Raw genomic sequence first — 16,471 nt, 5'->3', positions numbered from 1 at the left:
AAGCACGGCGCTCTTTTTTCTTTACAGCATTCTTGCGAACCAGGCCAGAAGAGCAAGCCCGCCCCATAGGGTAAGAGACAGAGCAAATACAACAGCCGCAATGGTCAGATACCGCTTTTTGTTCATGACCACGTAAGCGATGTATTCCCGCAAAAGAGCGTTGGGCAGATAATAGCCTGCCGTCCTGCCGCCCACACCGTCACAGGAAAAGCCGGCCCGTCCGGCGTACAGCCCCGCCCGCAGCAGATGGTAATCGCTTGTCGCATAGATACAGCAGTACGGCTTGCCCTCGCTGTGCGCCTCAGCCACGCGCTTGGAATATAAAAAATTTTCCCTCGTGTTCTTCGACTGTGTTTCCGCCAGCACAAGCTCCGCCGGATAACCTTTTTCCATTGCGTACTCCCGCATGGCTTCAGCCTCGGGACGCGGCTCATCCGCCCCCTGTCCTCCGGACATTATCAAGCAAGGCTCACGCCCCGTTTTTCTTTTTTGCCGCGCCGCATACCGCAGCGCCGCATCTACGCGCCCGGCCAGCAGCGGAGGCACCTTGCCGTCTATCAGCCCGCTGCCCAATACAACGATATAATCCACTCTTTTACGCGGCGGGAACCACTTTCCCACATAGAACGCCGTCAGAAACACCAGGCTGTGCAAAGCGAAAAAGACCGCCGTCCCCAGAAGCGCCATCCACAGCGGATACAGCCAGGGAAACAATCCGCTTTTGCCCAAAACCCACGGAAGCGCCATAAGCGCAAGGATCGCCAGAGCAAGGATCAGCGTCAACATATGCTTGAGGCTCGGCCGTTCCCGCTTGAGCATCTGCACCGTATTCCAGAGCAAAAGCCCCAGCAGGATATAAACGCCGAACAACAGCAAAAACGCAAACACAAGCGCCGCACAGACAAGGAACAGGAACGACGCGGCGCTGTCGGGATATGCCAATGCCGCCAGCAGCGCGCACACGCCCAGCGTCACAAGAAACATGTCGAACCAGAAGCCGGCTGCCATGCCCGTGTGTTTTTTTCGTTTTACCGCCCAAAACAAAGCAAACACTGCGGGCGGCAGCAGCGCTATCGTGAACAAATAATGCGTCATAGTCCTCTCCCCGCGCATTTTGACGACAGTGCGGCGCGCTCAAAAAAACGTCACCTGGCTGGATTTTGGCAAGTCTCCCAGCGCGCCGATGTCCGCCAACGTATCCATGATGGTATTGGAAACGATACCGTATTCCATATGCCCTTCGTTCTTGGCCGTAGCGCAAATAGCATTGCACGCACTTTGCAGATCCTCGGCGGAAATATACTGTTGGCCTTCCAGGGTAGCCTTTTCCAGCGTGTTCGCCGCCGCGTCTCCCAGCCCCTTCAGCGCCATAAAAGGCAGGCGGATCTTACCATTCTCCACCGTATAGGTCTTGGCGCGGCTTTTCCCGATGCGGATGGGCAGAAATTCGTAGCCGCGCTGCAGCATCTCGTTCACCATCTGGAGCGAAGCAAGGATGTCCTCGTCCTTGGCTTTCTTTTCTTCTTTCAGGCGGGCATTTACTTCTTTCAAATGCTGTTTCGCTACTTTTATACCGCCCACCGCGGCATCATAGTCGATATCGTCGCCGCGCACCGTGAAGTGTGTGGCGTAAAATTCCAGCGGATGATACACCTTGAACCACATCAGGCGGATAGCCGCGATCAGATACGCCACGGCATGCGCCTTCGGGAACATGTACTTGATTTTCTTACAGCTGTCCAAATACCATTCAGGCACATCGTGGGCGCGCAGCATATCCTCCACGCCCTCCGGGAAACCGCCCTTCGCCACCTTGCCCTTTCGCGTCAGCTCCATGATGGTAAACGCCTGCTTCGGCTCCACACCCTTATGAAGCAGGTATGTCATGATACTGTCGCGGGTACCGATCACCTCGGAAATGGTACACACGCCGTCCTTGATCAGGTCCTGCGCGTTGCCGTTCCACACGTCGGTGCCGTGGGACAGGCCGGATATCTGAATCAGGTCGCCAAAGCTCTTGGGCTGTGCTTCGATGAGCATGTTGCGCACAAAATTCGTGCCGAGCTCCGGGATGCCGAAGGTTCCCGTCAGGCTGTCGATATCCTCCGGCTTCACACCCAGCGCCTCTGTGGAGACCAGCAGCGAGATGACCTTAGGGTCATTCATGGGCACCGAATCCATCTTGATACCGGTCATATCCTCCAGGTGCTTGTACATCGTGGGCACATCGTGCCCCAGCTCGTCCAGCTTGAGTATGGTATCGTGCAGGTATTTGAACTCGAAATGCGTAGTGATCATGCCCTTTTCCTTGTCGTCCGCCGGATGCTGGATGGGGCAGAAATCAAACACGTCATAATTGCTGGGCACAACGACCATGCCGCCCGGATGCTGGCCGGTGGTACGCTTGACGCCTACGCATCCCTGTACCAGCCGGTTCTCCTCCGCATGGTTTACGATGCGCCCGCGCTCCTCCAGGTACTTTTTCACATAGCCGTAGGCCGTTTTATCCTGCAGGCCGGAGATCGTGCCCGCCTTGAACACATGGTCGTGGCCGAACAGGTCCTCCGTATAGCGGTGAATCCGGCCCTGCACCTCGCCGGAAAAGTTCAGGTCGATATCCGGTTCCTTATCGCCGTCAAAGCCCAGGAAGGTCTCAAACGGGATGTCATGGCCGTCCACGATGAGCTTTTCGCCGCACTGGGGACAAACACGGTCCGGCAGGTCGAAGCCGTCCGCCACCGAGCCGTCGGTGTAAAACTCGCTCCATTTGCATTTGGGACACAGGTAGTGGGGCGGCAGGCTGTTCACCTCGGAGATGCCCGAAAAGTGCGCCACGGCCGAAGAACCGACGGAGCCGCGGGAGCCGACCAGATAACCGTACTCTTCGCTTTTCAGCACCAGCTTCTGGGCGATGACATACAGCACTGCGAAGCCGTGCTTGATGATGGAATCCAGCTCGCGCGTAAGACGCTTTTCCACAAGCTCAGGCAGCGGGTCGCCGTAGCGTTCCCGCGCGTTGCGCATGGTATCCTCCCGCAGGGATTCATCCGCGCCCTCGATGGTGGGCGTATACAGTCCTTTGGGGATGGCACGCACGTCGCCGTCCACCATATCCGCGATACGGTTTGGGTTCGTGATGACGATCTCCCGCGCCTTCTCCGGAGAAAGATAGCTGAACTGCTTGAGCATATCATCTGTGGTACGGAAGTACAGCGGAGCCTGATTATCGGCGTCCTTGAAGCCGTTGCCCGCCTGCAGCACCGCGCGGTAGATGGCGTCCTCCGGCTCCATAAAATGCACGTCGCCCGTGGCCACCACCATTTTGCCCAACGCTTCGCCCAGACGGATAACCGTCTTGTTGAATTCCTGAATCTGCTCGATGCTGTCCACCATGTGCTCCCGCAGCATGTATTCGTTGTTGCCCAGCGGCTGCACCTCAAGAAAATCGTAATAAGCGGCGATATTTTTCAGCTCATCAAAGCTTCGCCCCTCCACGATCGCCCTGTAAAGTTCTCCCGCTTCACAGGCAGAGCCGATGATAAGGCCCTCACGGTATTTGTTCAAAAGGCTGCGCGGCACACGCGGAACCTTGAAGAAATAATCCATATGCGCGGCCGAAATGATACGGTACAGATTTTTCAAACCCGCCGCATTGCGTACCAGAATGATGAGGTGAAAATTCTTCTTTGCCAGCTCACGCGTGCCGCCAAGACCTGTGTTCACATTCTCCAGCGCCGTTACGCCGCGCAGAGCAAGATCCTCGATCATCTTCACGTAGATCTGTGCCAGCGCCTTCGCGTCGTCACAGGCGCGGTGGTGCTGAAACGGCGGGATCTCAAGATATTTACCGATGGTATCCAGCTTGTAATTGCGCAGTCCAAGATAGAGTGCCTGCGCCAGCGGCAATGTGTCGATGTAGGTGTTGCCGAACGGCACACCGTACCGCTCCGCACACGCCTTTAAGAAGCGAATGTCAAAGCCATGGGCATTGTGCGCGATGAGCACACGGCCGTCCACAAATTCCAGAAACGCCCGCAGCGCCTCCTCCTGCCCCGGTGCATCGGCCACCATTTCGTCGGTGATGTTGGTGATCTTCGTTATTTCCTCGGGAATATGGCAGCCCGGATTTACAAAACTGTTGTAGCTTTCGGTGATCTCGCCGTTCTCGACCACCACTGCGCCGATTTCCGTGATGGCGCAGTCGGCCGGTGAAAGGCCCGTAGTCTCCAAATCGAACACTACGAAGGACTGGCTCATGGCGCCCGTGGCCGCACCATACACAACGGGCACCATGTCATCCACAAAATAAGCTTCCACGCCGTAGATAAGCTTAAAATCCGGGTCTTTCTTTCGGATATCGTCCGTGGCCAGCATCGCTTCAGGGAAGCCCTGCACCACGCCGTGATCTGTGACAGCGACCGCGCGGTGACCCATGCGGTGGGCCGTTTTTACGATGGTTTTAGGGTCACAGAAACCATCCATGCTGCTCATTTTCGTATGCAGATGCAGCTCCACACGCTTTTCCGGCGCAGGGTCCACACGCTTTTTCCGCGCCACCTTCAGCACGTCATAAGGGTAAATGACATAATCGCGCTCGTATTTGTCATAGGCACAGTCGCCCTTGATGATAAGCGTGTCCCCGGGGCCAAGCTCCTCCCACTTGTCGCAGTTTTCTCCCTCCTGCGGCCGTATTTTCAGATTGATGGAGCCTGTATAATCCGTGATGGAAATGGAATAGATCTTGCGCCAGTTCCCCTTGATCTCTGTAAAGAATACATCGCCCCAAACCGTAACTTTGCCGGCCTCTGCCCCAACATCGCGCAGCGCTGTCAGGCCCGTCGGCTGGAACATATGCCCATTCACCAGCTTGGCAGGCGCGTCCTCCAGGTCCAATCCCTGCACCTTTACGGCAGGCCCCTCGCTTTTGGCCTTGAACTGGCGGGCGGGCGGCGCCTTTTTCAAGATATGTTCTTCCACGGCCTCGGCCGAAATAGCCGTGTCGCACACCAGCGCCACCTGCGGCCGCACTCCGGTGCGCGCGGCGATCAGCTCCTCCAGTTTCACGGCAAATTCCATCTGCGTCAGCAGCAGCACACCATTCTGCACGCGCACGGTGATGTGCTCCCCCGCAATATCCACCTGAGCCCCCGACAAAAAGCCGTTAATGGGCAGGCCTGCGTCTTTCAATTCCTCTGCCAGCTCCAACACGGCTCGGGACGTAAGGCAGGTATATGCAAACAGGCCCTGCACCTTGAGTGCAAAGCCCGGGAACTGCGGCTCTAAGGATGCGATCAGGCGTCCGCTGGTCTCAGCGGGCACCGGATTTGCCGTACGGTATACCACAGTGATGATTTTATTTTGCCTGTCCGCAACGACACGCTCCACGATGGCGCTGCCGTAGCTGTCCATAAACGCGGCGTCAGCCGTAAACTGCGGCCAGAGCTGCGTAAGCATGGGCTTCATTATTCCAACACCAACCGTTCGATCTCTTCACACAGCTCGTCCACGATATTACCGCGCAGCATACGCACCTGCTGTCCCTTGACGAACAGCATGGCGCAGTCCTTACCTCCGGCAATGCCGATATCCGCGCCCCTGGCCTCGCCAGGGCCATTGACCACGCAGCCCATGACAGCCACCTTGATCGGCTTATTGCAGCCGCGCAGACGCTCCTCGACCTCCGAGGCGATTTGGGCTACGTTGATATTTGTACGCCCGCAGGTAGGACAGCTGACGACCTCGGGGCCGGGCACAAAATGTCCCGCGGCGCGCAGGATGTCAAAACCCGCACGCACTTCTTTTTCCGGCTCGTCCGTCAACGACACGCGAATGGTGTCTCCAATCCCCTCCAACAACAGTGTCCCTATGCCCATAGCCGATTTAATAAGGCCCATACGGTATGTACCGGCCTCGGTAACGCCCACATGCAGAGGGTAATCGCACCGCAGGCTGAGCTGGCGGTATGCTTCCACCACCACGGGGACATTGGAGGATTTGATAGAGATGACAATATCGTTGAAATCGTGCCTTTCCAGCAGCGATACATGGTACATCGCGCTCTCCACCAGCGCTTCCGGCGTAACCTTTCCGTATTTTGCAAGGATCTCCTTTTCCAGGCTGCCGCCGTTTACGCCGATGCGGATGGGGATGCCCCTTGCACGGCAGGCCGAAGCGACCTCGCCGACATGGGCGTCATCTCCGATGTTGCCCGGGTTGATGCGTATTTTATCCACGCCCGCTTCGGCGCAAGCCAAAGCGACCTTGTAATCAAAATGAATATCCGCCACAACAGGCATTTTTACAGCATTCTTTAATGCCTCTACCACGGGCACGTCCGCAACGGACGGAACCGTGACCCGTACGATCTGGCAGCCTTCTGCTTCCAGCCGTTTGGCCTGGGCCACATTTCCCGCGATATCATGAATGGGCACATTGAGCATGCTCTGCACTGCAACAGGATTTCCACCGCCCACTGTAACGCCGCCTATACGGACGGCTCGTGTATTCTTGCGCATTGTCTTCCCTCTTTTTATACGATCAGTTTGGTGATATCGTTGAATGTGGCGAAAATCATCAGCCCGATAAGCAGGATAAATCCCGCGGCGTTGATGGCGATCTCATATTTTTGGCTGATGGGTTTTCGGCGGATCGCCTCGATGATAAGGAATACCAGCCGTCCGCCGTCCAACGCAGGAATGGGCAGAAGGTTAAAAATGCCCAGATTGATGGTAATGAGCGCGAGCAGCATCAACAGTGAAGAAAGCCCCAGCGAAGACGCCTCACTGATGGCGGAAACAATGCCTACGGGACCGGACAAATTGTTGACCGCGATACGGCCCGTAATAAGATCCGTCAGGCTGAGCACGACCATACGCCCCAGCGAGAGCGTCCAGTTTCCCGCCTCTTTCAAAACGCTGCCCACCGTCTTTTTCTCGCCCAGCACTTTAAAATCAATGACAAGCTGGTTGACGCCGTTTTCTTCGTAGGTATCGAACACCACATTGTCCAGCTGCACGCGCTTTCCGTCACGCAATACGGTCAAGTCCGCCTGCCCCTGCTGGGTACGGGCGAACTCATAGATGATATCATTTGCGATAAAGCAGCGCCGTCCGTTTACCGCAACGATGGTGTCTCCCACCTGCAGGCCGGACTGCTGTGTGGACGAACCCTCGTAAAATTCCGCTACGGTGCGCGTGCTGATGAGCTGCTGCGAACACACCACGCAAACAAGGACCACAAAACCCAGAAGGAGGTTCATCACAGCGCCCGCCACGGTGACAAGGATTCGGTTTCCCACCGGGGCCTTTGTAAAGGAACCCGCCTCTTCGCTCTCCTCGTCCTCACCCTCCATACTGACAAAGCCGCCGATGGGAAACAGGCGCAAGCCGTATTTTGTTCCCCCGCGGGTGAAGCTGAACAGCGTAGGCCCCATGCCCAGCGCGAATTCGTTCACCTGGATGCCGCTGAACTTCGCAGTGAGGAAATGCCCCAGCTCATGAATGAAAATCACAATGCCGAATACGAATACCGACGCCAACACCGTAATGAGAAACGACCCCGCGCTGCTGAAAAATGATGCCATTCTGTGCCCTGCCTTTTATTTCATTTGTTCGGCCGCGCCGTACGGACCGTATAACAGCCCGGCGCGCCGCCGCCCATTCTTTTAGGATACATGTGCTAAAACATATGCGCGCGCCGCCGCGTCGCATGCATACACGTCATCCAGAGTATATGGCCCGCCGAAGGCTTCGCTGTCCACAACGCCCTCCACCAGCTCACCGATTTTCAGGAACGGAATGCGTCCCTCCAGAAACAGACGCACTGCCTCTTCGTTTGCGCCGTTTGCAGCACACGGTGCAAGGCCGCCCTTGCCGATTGCTTTTTTACATGCCGCGAGGCAGCGGAAAGTAGCCTCATCCGCTGTGTCAAAAGTCAGCTCGTGCAGCTTTGTGAAGTCCAGCTCCGGCGCAGGGCCGGGCACACGCTCCGGCCAGGTAAGCGCGTACTGGATGGGAATGCGCATATCCGGCACCCCCAACTGTGCCAAAATGGAGTTGTCACTGAACTGCACCATCGAATGGATAATACTCTGGCGCTGTACCACCACCTGTACCTGCTCTGCCGGCAGGCCGAACAGCCAGACAGCCTCGATCAGCTCCAACCCTTTGTTCATCAGCGTGGCGGAATCAATGGTGATCTTGCTTCCCATACTCCAATTGGGATGGCGCAGCGCATCGTCCTTTGTAACATTCTGCAGCTCCTGCCGCGTGCGGCCGAAAAACGGCCCGCCGGAGGCCGTCAACAGTATCTTTTGCAGGCTTTTGGCCGAGTATTCGTCCTGTAAGCATTGGAAAATGGCCGAATGCTCACTGTCCACAGGCAGAAGCTTGACGTTATTCTCCCGGACGGCATCCGTCACGAGGGAACCTCCGGTGACAAGGCTCTCCTTGTTGGCCAGCGCCACATCCCGCCCGCTTTTGATGGCGGACAGCGTCGCGGCAAGCCCGGCAATGCCCACCACCGCGTTGAGCACGATGTCCGAGCCGTCCATAGCTGCCAATTCTTCAAGACCTTCTTTGCCTCGCAGAAGGACCGGCGCGCCCGGCATGCCGTGCAGCTCCCGGGCGGCGCGGTCCGCCGCCGCATCATCCACAACAGCAATGCAATGAGGATGAAACTCCTGTACCTGTCGCAGCAGCAGCTCCACATTGGAATGCGCCGCCAGCCCAAACACGCTGTATTCCTGCGCGCGGATAACATCCAGGCTCTGCGTACCGATAGAACCTGTGGAGCCAAGGACCGTGACCTTTTTTGTCATAATATCACGCCTCGTTATTTCGTAAAATAGTAAAATACCGCCGTCACGACCATTGCGACAAACGGCGCGATGAAAAGCACGCTGTCGAAGCGGTCCATAATGCCTCCGTGCCCGGGAAAGATGGTGCCGTAATCCTTGATGCCGCACTGGCGCTTGATCACAGAGGCAAACAGATCGCCCACGATCCCCAGCAGAGAGCCGAACCCACCCAGCAGCACAACGACCACATAATACCGCCAGCCCAGCGTATCCAGAGGCACGCCGACAAGCTGCCCGTGCAGCGCTGTATAGCATGCCGTAACAACAACGCCCAGCAGCATGCTTCCCATCACGCCGCCCACGGCTCCCTCGATGGTCTTGTTGGGGCTGACGACCGGCGCCAGCTTATGCTTGCCGAACGCGCGTCCCGCAAAATATGCGGCGGAATCCCCGCCCCAGGCAAAGCCCAAAATCAGGAAAATAAAATACAGCGCATCGTAGCCGTATGTCGCTCGCGGCAGAAGCTGCTTGAGATAAATGAGGGAATAAAAGCAGAACATGATGATGCAGGAAAACAGCACCATGCCGCCCAGCTTTGCATAATTGATGGACTTTGAATTGCCGATGACACACAAAACGAGGTACAACGCAAAAATGTAGGACGCCGGAAGCATACAGATGCGAACCATATGGAAATCGCTGAACATCACCAGCAGCGTATACGGTACAAAGCCCCAATAAATATACGCAGCCTTTTCAAACCGGAACGCCTTGAACACCTCATGGATGGCGAGCAGGCAAATGGCCGCAATGACGACGTTGAACACGAAGGTGTCGAACAGCGCCATCACCGCGAACAGTACCACCAGGCCGACTGCGGAGGTAATCACTCTTGTTTTCATAGCCATGCCTCGCTTTGCTTTCAAATTCCGCCGAAGCGGCGGCTGCGGGTATTGTATTCTTCAATGGCCCGGTCCAGATCCGCCCGGGTAAAATCCGGCCATAACACGTCCATATCCACAAATTCCGCATAAGACGCCTGCCACAGCATAAAATTGGAGAGCCTGTGCTCTCCGCTGGGGCGCAGAATGAAATCCGGATCTTTCTGCCCGGCGGTATACATTACGCCCGATACCATCTCAATGTCGATGTCCTCAGGCCGCAGCATCCCCTGCTGTACACGGCGTGCCAGGATCTGCATCCCCCGCACGATCTCCTGCCGGCCGCCATAGTTGACAGCCACGTTGAGCACCGTACCGGTGTTGCCGCGGGTTTTTTCCTCGATATCGTTCATCTGCGCCTGGTATTTGGCGGGCAGCGCCGTGCGGTCGCCCAAAAACACCACACGGTTGTTCTCCTTCTGGTAATCGTACGCCATAATAAGGTATTCGCCGAACAGCTTCATAATGCCGTTGACTTCCTCCATCGGACGCGACCAGTTCTCGGTGGAAAACGCATAAAACGTGACGCAGGCGACCTCCAGCTCGTTGCAGTAGCGGATGATATCCCGAAACACCTCTGCGCCCCTGGTGTGGCCCGCAGTGCGCGGCAGGCCGCGTTTTTTGGCCCAGCGGCCGTTCCCGTCCATGATGATTCCGATGCTCAAACCTTTTGCAAAGCCTGGTTCATGTGCCATAATGCTCTTGACTCCTTTGTAAAAATGAATGCCGCGCGGGCTGCCGCGCGGCACACATCCAGCCGTGGAAACGCCGCGTGCGCGGGCTCCGTCAGATTTCCATGATCTCTTTGTTTTTGGCCTCGCAGGTCTTATCGATCTCCTTGACAAATTTGTCGGTGATCTTCTGCATCTCATTTTCGAGGTTTTTCAAATCGTCCTCTGTCAACTCGCCCGCCTTTTTCTTCGCTTTGAATTTGTCCAGCGCGTCACGGCGGACGTTGCGCACCGCGATTTTCGCTTCCTCACCCATGTGCATGGCTTCCTTGGTGAGCTGTTTGCGCCGTTCCTCCGTGGGAGCCGGGAAAACCAGACGCATCACGCGGCCGTCGTTGGTGGGATTGATACCAATATCAGAGGTAAGGATCGCCTTTTCAATGGCGTGCATCAAAGAAGCGTCCCAAGGGCTGATGGTGAGCACGCGCGCCTCTGCCACAGAAACCGCGGCCACCTGATTGATGGGCGTGGGCGTGCCATAATAATCCACCGTCACCTTATCGAGGATGGCGGGGTTCGCACGGCCCGCGCGGATCGTCGCATGCTCCTTTACAAGATGGTTGATGACGCCGGTCATTTTGTCTTCATAGGTCTTTGTCTCTGCGCTCATAATCGTCTCTCCTCTTTTCCTTATTGCTCGACCACGAGCGTGCCGATGGGCTCACCCGCTACTGCTTTTGCAATATTTTCGGGGTGCAGGATATCAAATACCAGAATGGGCAGCGAATTATCGCGGCACATCGTCGCAGCGGTGCTGTCCATCACGGCAAGCTGGTCCGCCAGCACACGGCTGAACGTAAGCGTGTCGTATTTTTTTGCATCTGCATATTTTTTGGGGTCCTTGTCGTAAACGCCGTCCACCATCGTCGCCTTGAAGATGATATCCGCGTTGATCTCCGCAGCGCGCAGCGCCGAAGCTGTGTCCGTGGAAAAGAACGGGTTGCCCGTTCCGCAGGCCAGAATGATGACTCTCCCTTTTTCCAGATGGCGGATGGCCCGGTTGCGGATGTAAGGCTCGGCGATCTGCTGCATGGACAAAGCTGTCTGCACACGCACCTCTACGCCCAAATGCTCCAGGGCGTCAGCCACGGCCAGCGCATTCATGGCCGTTGCCAGCATACCGATCTGATCCGCACGGGTACGCTCCATCTCGCCGCTGGAGCGGCCGCGCCAAAAGTTGCCGCCGCCCACCACGATCGCGATCTCAGCACCCAAATCGTGGGCGTCTTTGATGCCTTTACAAATGGTCTGGATGGTATCCATGTCCAAGCCAAAGCCTTTGTCCCCGGACAGCGCCTCCCCGCTCAGTTTCAGCAACACGCGTTTGTATTTCACCGACATAGCAGCACCCCATCGAAGCAATTTCATTTTCTCATCTATTTTACATGATTTTACCTGTAAAGTAAAGCCGTCAAATATACTTTTGCGCAAGCGGCAGATCTGCAAGCTCGATGCGAAGCATCGTTTCGCGGGAATCGCCGCTGTATGGCAGCGGCACACTGGAAAGCACATCTGTCTCCGCCCCAGGCAGACGTACCGGCAGCTCTACGATAAAACGCGCACCGCGCTCCGTCCGGTTCTCCGCATGAATTTCTCCCCCCTGCATCCGTGCAAACTGCTGCGCAATATACAGCCCCAGACCGGAGCCTCCCCGCTCTCCCTGCCCGCGCCAGAATTTTTCAAACAAGTGCGGCAGCGCCTGCTCGGGAATACCGCAGCCATCGTCCTCCACAACGATACGCGCATACAGCCCATCCCTCTCCAGCAGAACGAACACCGCGCCGCCCCTGGGTGTGTGCTTAAGCGCATTGGAAAGCAAGTTCAGCACGATCCTGTCCAGACGCTGCGTATCGCACAGCAGACCGCACGGACCTTTGGAACGGTTTTCAAACCGCAGCGTAACGCCGCACGCCTGAGCATAAGGTCGGGCGCCCTCCACTGTTTCCGCAAGCGCAGCGGCAAGGTCCGTGTACTCTTCCGTCTGAACGTTTTTTACGTCCGCGTATTGCGCATCCAGAATGTTTGCCGCCAGACGCAGCGTCTTATACAAGTTCTGCTCCGCATAATCCAGATACTTTTCCACTCCGTCCGCAATATCCTTGCCAGGCCGGCACAGCCTGCGCCGCAGCAGCTGCAGCGAGGACAGCACAACCGTCAGAGGTGTCTTGAATTCATGAGACAGCATGGCCGCCTGTTCCCATTCTGAAGCAGAAGCCCCGCTTATCCCGACCGTCTCTTTCTCCCGGAACAGCTCCGGCAGACGCAGTGCAAGACTTCGCGTCAGGCGCTCGGCTCCGGCCAGAGCCGCATCCTCCGGGATTCCCAATACGCTGCACAAAGCAGCGCCGTGTACCGCGCCGTCCTCCGCCGGAAGCGGAAACAGCCAATTTCCCGCCTTGTCGCCGTTCTGCGCACAAACGCAAACAGGCTTGCCGGCGCAATGCGCCAGGCAAGCCAATATCATATCATCTTCGTTTTCCGTCCGGGCCCGTGTGATTTGCCCCGGGAACGTCAATTCCTTCAGCAAAGTACCGAGCCGGACCACAAATCGGACTTCCTCTGCTCCCAGCAGCGTCCTCAACGCCTCCGCTGCAGCCAGCAGGACTGCTTCCGCGCACGTTTGCGGCGGAGCCGTCTGTTCAAAATATTGCAGCAACACCGCATTGACATCCATTCTCATGCGCCCCGCACGCCCCTCCTAGAGCAGATTGTGCAGCCGAATCCCCGCCGCCATCAGTGTAAGGAACCGGCCGTTGGACAAATGTAATGCATCTTCTTTATGTCCCAGCTTCAAGAGCGCATGCAGCGCTTCTGAATCCACCTCAAATATCTGCTGGATCACCTTTCGCAGCGCTTTTTCAACGCATTGCTCCGTAGTACCGTTCCGGGCCGCGATTTCCGCGTATACGTCCTTGCTCATCAGGCAGGTGCCCTGATGCGTAAGAAGAATCAGCAGTGCCTGTTCCAAATACAGAAATCCAACGGCGCTCGTCTGCACACCCAAGTCTATCACCGCTTTGGACACAATGTGCTCCAGTGTGCACTTCTTTTGGGAAGGGGCCTCGCCTGCAAGCGTACGGATGCGGCGCATCAGCAGCTCCAGCTGGTACGGCTTCAGCAGAAACCAATCTGCTCCCTGCGCCAACGCCGCCCGGGCAATATGTTCCTGCCCATACGCGCTGATCGCAATCACCTTCGGACGCTTCGGCGGCGGATTCTCCCGCAGCTCGTTGAGCAGATCCACACCGTCCATGTTGGGCATCACGATATCCAGGAGCAAAACGTCCGGCTGTTCCGTTTGGAGCTTGGCCAGCGCTTCAAGCCCATCACATGCTTGGCCGCAGCAGGCCATATCGGGCTCCAGCTCCAATGCATCCTTCAGCAGGTCATTCTGGATCGGATCGTCCTCGGCGATCAGCACTCGGATCTTCGCGTTTTCATTCATACAGCCCACTCACTCTTCCGCGCCGCACGGCAAAAGGCCCGCGCGCCGGATGTCCTCCACAATCCCCCGCACGGCGCACGGCTCCACCGCATTTTCCCACAGGAAAACAAGAAGACGGCAAGTCCCCTCCTGCGTATCGCAGATTGCCCGGCAGGATTGCGTGTCCCGGCCTCCGGCCTGCAGCACCGTAACGGAAACCCCATAGCGAAGCGCACATCCCGGGTCTGTTGTAAGGGCATACTGCAAAATATGCGCGGACTGCAGCGGCCCTAAGTCTGTAAAATTGCGTGTATAGAGCACTTCCGTCGTTTTCATTGCCATTCCTCCACTTTTAAAACCAATATTTATGCAATATTGCTTTATAAGTGTAAAGGAGCAAAGGCACACCGTGCAAGCGAAAATTATCGACCATTTTCGACAAACGGTATTTTTTACAGTATATCACATTTTCCGGCGGCCGCAAAGGCGTTTGCAAAGAACGTCTGCGCGGATACAGTATATCCGCACAGACGTTTTGGGAAGACAGCACTCAATAGTTTTCGGCGCGCAGTTCAAAATAAGCTTGGGAATGCTTGCAGATAGGACACACCTGCGGTGCGGAGCTTCCACAATGGATATGGCCGCAATTGCGGCAAACCCAGATCATTTCCCCGCCCCGTTCGAACACAAGGCCTTCCTCAATATTCTGCACAAGGCGCAGATATCGCTCTTCATGCGTCTTTTCGATGCTTGCCACACCTTCGAACAGGAATGCAAGTTCATCAAAGCCTTCTTCCCGTGCTGTTTTGGCGAATTCCGCGTACATGTCGCTCCATTCATAATGTTCGCCCGTAGCTGCGTCTCTGAGATTTTCCAGCGTGTCCGCGATGCCGCCGTTGAGCGCCTTGAACCAAAGCTTTGCGTGCTCCCGCTCATTACCGGCCGTTTCCTCAAAAATCGCTCCGATTTGTCCGTAGCCTTCGCTCTTGGCTTTCGAGGCATAATAGGTATACTTATTTGTAGCCTGAGACTCCCCGGAAAAAGCCGTGATCAAATTGGCCTCTGTTTTCGATCCTCTGAGTTCCACTGCAGCGTCCTCCCACATGATAATTTTTTCAAAAAGCTCTTGACATTTTCTTTTGAATGTCTTATCCTATTATAGGTGACAGCACGGTGCTTCATTCACCGCCTGTCAAAAATAAGCGTGGGCCCGTAGCGCAGCTGGGAGCGCGTACGGTTCGCATCCGTAAGGTCGAGGGTTCGATCCCCTTCGGGTCCACCAAAACACGCAAATCCGAACTCTTTGGGTTCGGATTTTGCTCTTTTAACTCCACCACAACGAATAAATCCGAACCTTGTGCCGGTGGGCGATGGGTTCGGGTTTGTTTATATTCTGCAATAAAGACAATTTGATTAGAAAAAGGCCGCAAAACAGATTGAACCGCTCCAGAAAAACCGTACAATAGACAAAAGGCCCCCTAATGTAGGAAAATAAAGCTACATTAGGGGGTCTTACTATGTCCGGGAAAAAGGAATGAAAAAGTATCCGGTGGGGATACGGGAAGAAGTTGTATCACGGATCCAGGCAGGAGAAAGCCAATGTGCGCTGAGCCGGGAGTATAAAATTAGCCGGTGGGCCATTCACTGCTGGCTAAAGGAGCCTGTCCTTCCAAAAGCGCGGGGGCGCAAACCTGCAAAAACACTGGCAGAGTACAAGCATGAGAACAAACTGCTAAAGATGGAAAACGAGCTGTTGCGGGATTTTCTGCGCTCTACAGAAAGGAAGTGAGGCCAAGGGCAAAATATGCCGTGATCTACCGGCACAGAAATGAATATCCGGTATCCATCATGTGCCGCTTCTTTCGGGTATCCCGAAGCGGATACTATGATTTCGTCCATCGTATGGGCAGGCCGGAGAAAGACAAGGCCCTTGCAGAAATCATCGCGGAACAGCGAGAGCGCAGCTTTTGTACGTATGGCTACCGCAGAATGTGGCTGGTGCTGAAGAAGCGAGGTATCCACCGTAATCCCAAGACCATTCTGCGTATTATGGAGAAATATGGTTTGCTTGCGGAGATCCGGAGGCGCAGAAAATGGCAGCAGATGGGGCAGCAAGTCCAAAAGTACAAGAATCTGCTGAATAGGGAGTTTTATGCGAACAGGCCCAACAGTAAATGGGTAACGGATATCTCCTACATTCAAACCAAGCAGGGGGTACTGTATCTGTCCATGATCCGGGATCTTTACGACAATAGCATTGTTGCCTACAAAACCGGCACAGAGCAGACAGTCAACCTGGTGCTGGACACCATTCGCTTGGCTATGCGCAGGGAGAAAAAGAGGGTCACTGCGGAGTTGCAGCTCCACAGCGACCAGGGGTTCCAGTACACCTCGCAAGCATACTTCAACCTGACAAAATCTTATGGCATTACGCCCTCCATGTCAAGACGAGCACCCCTATATGATAACGCTATGGCAGAAAATTTCTTTTCCATTCTCAAGACAGAGTGTATCTACCGCCATAAACCGGCCTCATTCTGCGAGGCCAATGAGATGATTGACCGCTACATCAATTTTT

At 55.7% G+C, this 16,471-nt stretch carries 15 protein-coding genes and 1 tRNA gene; 3 read left to right on the top strand and 13 right to left on the bottom strand.

Annotation, left to right across the window (positions count from 1 at the left end; all coding sequences use genetic code 11):
- Window positions 1-21: 21 nt before the first annotated feature.
- The 13 genes from IIY41_RS12480 to rbr all read right to left on the bottom strand — a co-directional run bounded on the left by IIY41_RS12480 (window position 22) and on the right by rbr (window position 14,980).
- Window positions 22-1,095: a YdcF family protein gene (locus IIY41_RS12480; RefSeq protein ID WP_009325541.1), complete on the bottom strand. Its 1,074-nt coding sequence runs from the start codon at window positions 1,093-1,095 to the stop codon at window positions 22-24.
- A 39-nt stretch (window positions 1,096-1,134) separates the two neighbouring features.
- Complete coding sequence (locus IIY41_RS12475; RefSeq protein WP_009325540.1) at window positions 1,135-5,463, bottom strand: PolC-type DNA polymerase III; 4,329 nt, start codon at window positions 5,461-5,463, stop codon at window positions 1,135-1,137.
- The gene (ispG, locus tag IIY41_RS12470) at window positions 5,463-6,533 is read right to left on the bottom strand and encodes a flavodoxin-dependent (E)-4-hydroxy-3-methylbut-2-enyl-diphosphate synthase (RefSeq protein WP_278277177.1); all 1,071 of its coding nucleotides are present in this window, start codon (window positions 6,531-6,533) and stop codon (window positions 5,463-5,465) included. The genes IIY41_RS12475 and ispG overlap by 1 nt, the downstream gene beginning before the upstream one ends.
- The gene (rseP, locus tag IIY41_RS12465; protein WP_009325538.1) at window positions 6,530-7,582 is read right to left on the bottom strand and encodes an RIP metalloprotease RseP; all 1,053 of its coding nucleotides are present in this window, start codon (window positions 7,580-7,582) and stop codon (window positions 6,530-6,532) included. The genes ispG and rseP overlap by 4 nt, the downstream gene beginning before the upstream one ends.
- Before the next feature lie 81 nt (window positions 7,583-7,663).
- Complete coding sequence (locus tag IIY41_RS12460) at window positions 7,664-8,818, bottom strand: 1-deoxy-D-xylulose-5-phosphate reductoisomerase (RefSeq protein ID WP_009325537.1); 1,155 nt, start codon at window positions 8,816-8,818, stop codon at window positions 7,664-7,666.
- A gap of 14 nt (window positions 8,819-8,832) precedes the next feature.
- Window positions 8,833-9,699 carry a phosphatidate cytidylyltransferase gene (locus tag IIY41_RS12455; protein ID WP_009325536.1) on the bottom strand — a complete coding sequence of 289 codons (867 nt, stop codon included), beginning with the start codon at window positions 9,697-9,699 and terminating at the stop codon, window positions 8,833-8,835.
- 20 nt (window positions 9,700-9,719) lie between these two features.
- Window positions 9,720-10,433, bottom strand: coding sequence for a polyprenyl diphosphate synthase (gene uppS / locus IIY41_RS12450; RefSeq protein ID WP_058722671.1), 714 nt, complete (start codon window positions 10,431-10,433; stop codon window positions 9,720-9,722).
- 91 nt (window positions 10,434-10,524) lie between these two features.
- On the bottom strand, window positions 10,525-11,079 hold the full coding sequence (frr, locus tag IIY41_RS12445; protein WP_009325534.1) for a ribosome recycling factor: 555 nt from the start codon (window positions 11,077-11,079) through the stop codon (window positions 10,525-10,527).
- A gap of 20 nt (window positions 11,080-11,099) precedes the next feature.
- The gene (pyrH, locus tag IIY41_RS12440) at window positions 11,100-11,810 is read right to left on the bottom strand and encodes a UMP kinase (protein ID WP_040910260.1); all 711 of its coding nucleotides are present in this window, start codon (window positions 11,808-11,810) and stop codon (window positions 11,100-11,102) included.
- A 70-nt stretch (window positions 11,811-11,880) separates the two neighbouring features.
- Window positions 11,881-13,149 (bottom strand): sensor histidine kinase, encoded by a 1,269-nt coding sequence (locus IIY41_RS12435; protein WP_287401004.1) that lies wholly within the window; start codon window positions 13,147-13,149, stop codon window positions 11,881-11,883.
- Window positions 13,150-13,167: 18 nt separating this feature from the next.
- Complete coding sequence (locus tag IIY41_RS12430) at window positions 13,168-13,914, bottom strand: response regulator (protein ID WP_287401002.1); 747 nt, start codon at window positions 13,912-13,914, stop codon at window positions 13,168-13,170.
- 9 nt (window positions 13,915-13,923) lie between these two features.
- Entirely contained in the window at window positions 13,924-14,229 is a 306-nt protein-coding gene (locus IIY41_RS12425) for a DUF6514 family protein (RefSeq protein ID WP_009325530.1), read from the bottom strand.
- A 214-nt stretch (window positions 14,230-14,443) separates the two neighbouring features.
- Window positions 14,444-14,980, bottom strand: a complete 537-nt coding sequence (rbr, locus tag IIY41_RS12420) for a rubrerythrin (protein WP_287401000.1) — start codon at window positions 14,978-14,980, stop codon at window positions 14,444-14,446.
- Between the two features lie 119 nt (window positions 14,981-15,099).
- Here rbr and IIY41_RS12415 point away from each other — a divergent pair.
- From IIY41_RS12415 to IIY41_RS12405, 3 genes are all read left to right on the top strand, one after another.
- Window positions 15,100-15,175, top strand: a tRNA-Ala gene (locus IIY41_RS12415).
- A gap of 252 nt (window positions 15,176-15,427) precedes the next feature.
- On the top strand, window positions 15,428-15,682 hold the full coding sequence (locus tag IIY41_RS12410; protein WP_287400998.1) for a hypothetical protein: 255 nt from the start codon (window positions 15,428-15,430) through the stop codon (window positions 15,680-15,682).
- A 20-nt stretch (window positions 15,683-15,702) separates the two neighbouring features.
- The coding region (locus IIY41_RS12405; RefSeq protein WP_287400997.1) for an IS3 family transposase at window positions 15,703-16,471 on the top strand (769 nt) is incomplete at its 3' end.

Source organism: Ruthenibacterium sp. (assembly GCF_017421385.1).
Classification (GTDB): Bacteria; Bacillota; Clostridia; order Oscillospirales; family Ruminococcaceae; genus Ruthenibacterium; species Ruthenibacterium lactatiformans.
Note: the sequence above shows the minus strand (reverse complement) of the source record. Positions and strands in the feature narration are given on the sequence as shown.

What these genes read in the sequence shown, in the direction of transcription:
- IIY41_RS12430 (WP_287401002.1), bottom strand. Translation starts at nt 13,914, where the DNA reads ATGAATGAAAACGCGAAGATCCGAGTGCTGATCGCCGAGGACGATCCG.
- pyrH (WP_040910260.1), bottom strand. Translation starts at nt 11,810, where the DNA reads ATGTCGGTGAAATACAAACGCGTGTTGCTGAAACTGAGCGGGGAGGCG.
- IIY41_RS12455 (WP_009325536.1), bottom strand. Translation starts at nt 9,699, where the DNA reads ATGAAAACAAGAGTGATTACCTCCGCAGTCGGCCTGGTGGTACTGTTC.
- IIY41_RS12425 (WP_009325530.1), bottom strand. Translation starts at nt 14,229, where the DNA reads ATGAAAACGACGGAAGTGCTCTATACACGCAATTTTACAGACTTAGGG.
- IIY41_RS12475 (WP_009325540.1), bottom strand. Translation starts at nt 5,463, where the DNA reads ATGAAGCCCATGCTTACGCAGCTCTGGCCGCAGTTTACGGCTGACGCC.
- rseP (WP_009325538.1), bottom strand. Translation starts at nt 7,582, where the DNA reads ATGGCATCATTTTTCAGCAGCGCGGGGTCGTTTCTCATTACGGTGTTG.
- IIY41_RS12480 (WP_009325541.1), bottom strand. Translation starts at nt 1,095, where the DNA reads ATGACGCATTATTTGTTCACGATAGCGCTGCTGCCGCCCGCAGTGTTT.
- IIY41_RS12435 (WP_287401004.1), bottom strand. Translation starts at nt 13,149, where the DNA reads ATGAGAATGGATGTCAATGCGGTGTTGCTGCAATATTTTGAACAGACG.
- IIY41_RS12460 (WP_009325537.1), bottom strand. Translation starts at nt 8,818, where the DNA reads ATGACAAAAAAGGTCACGGTCCTTGGCTCCACAGGTTCTATCGGTACG.
- uppS (WP_058722671.1), bottom strand. Translation starts at nt 10,433, where the DNA reads ATGGCACATGAACCAGGCTTTGCAAAAGGTTTGAGCATCGGAATCATC.
- frr (WP_009325534.1), bottom strand. Translation starts at nt 11,079, where the DNA reads ATGAGCGCAGAGACAAAGACCTATGAAGACAAAATGACCGGCGTCATC.
- IIY41_RS12410 (WP_287400998.1), top strand. Translation starts at nt 15,428, where the DNA reads ATGAAAAAGTATCCGGTGGGGATACGGGAAGAAGTTGTATCACGGATC.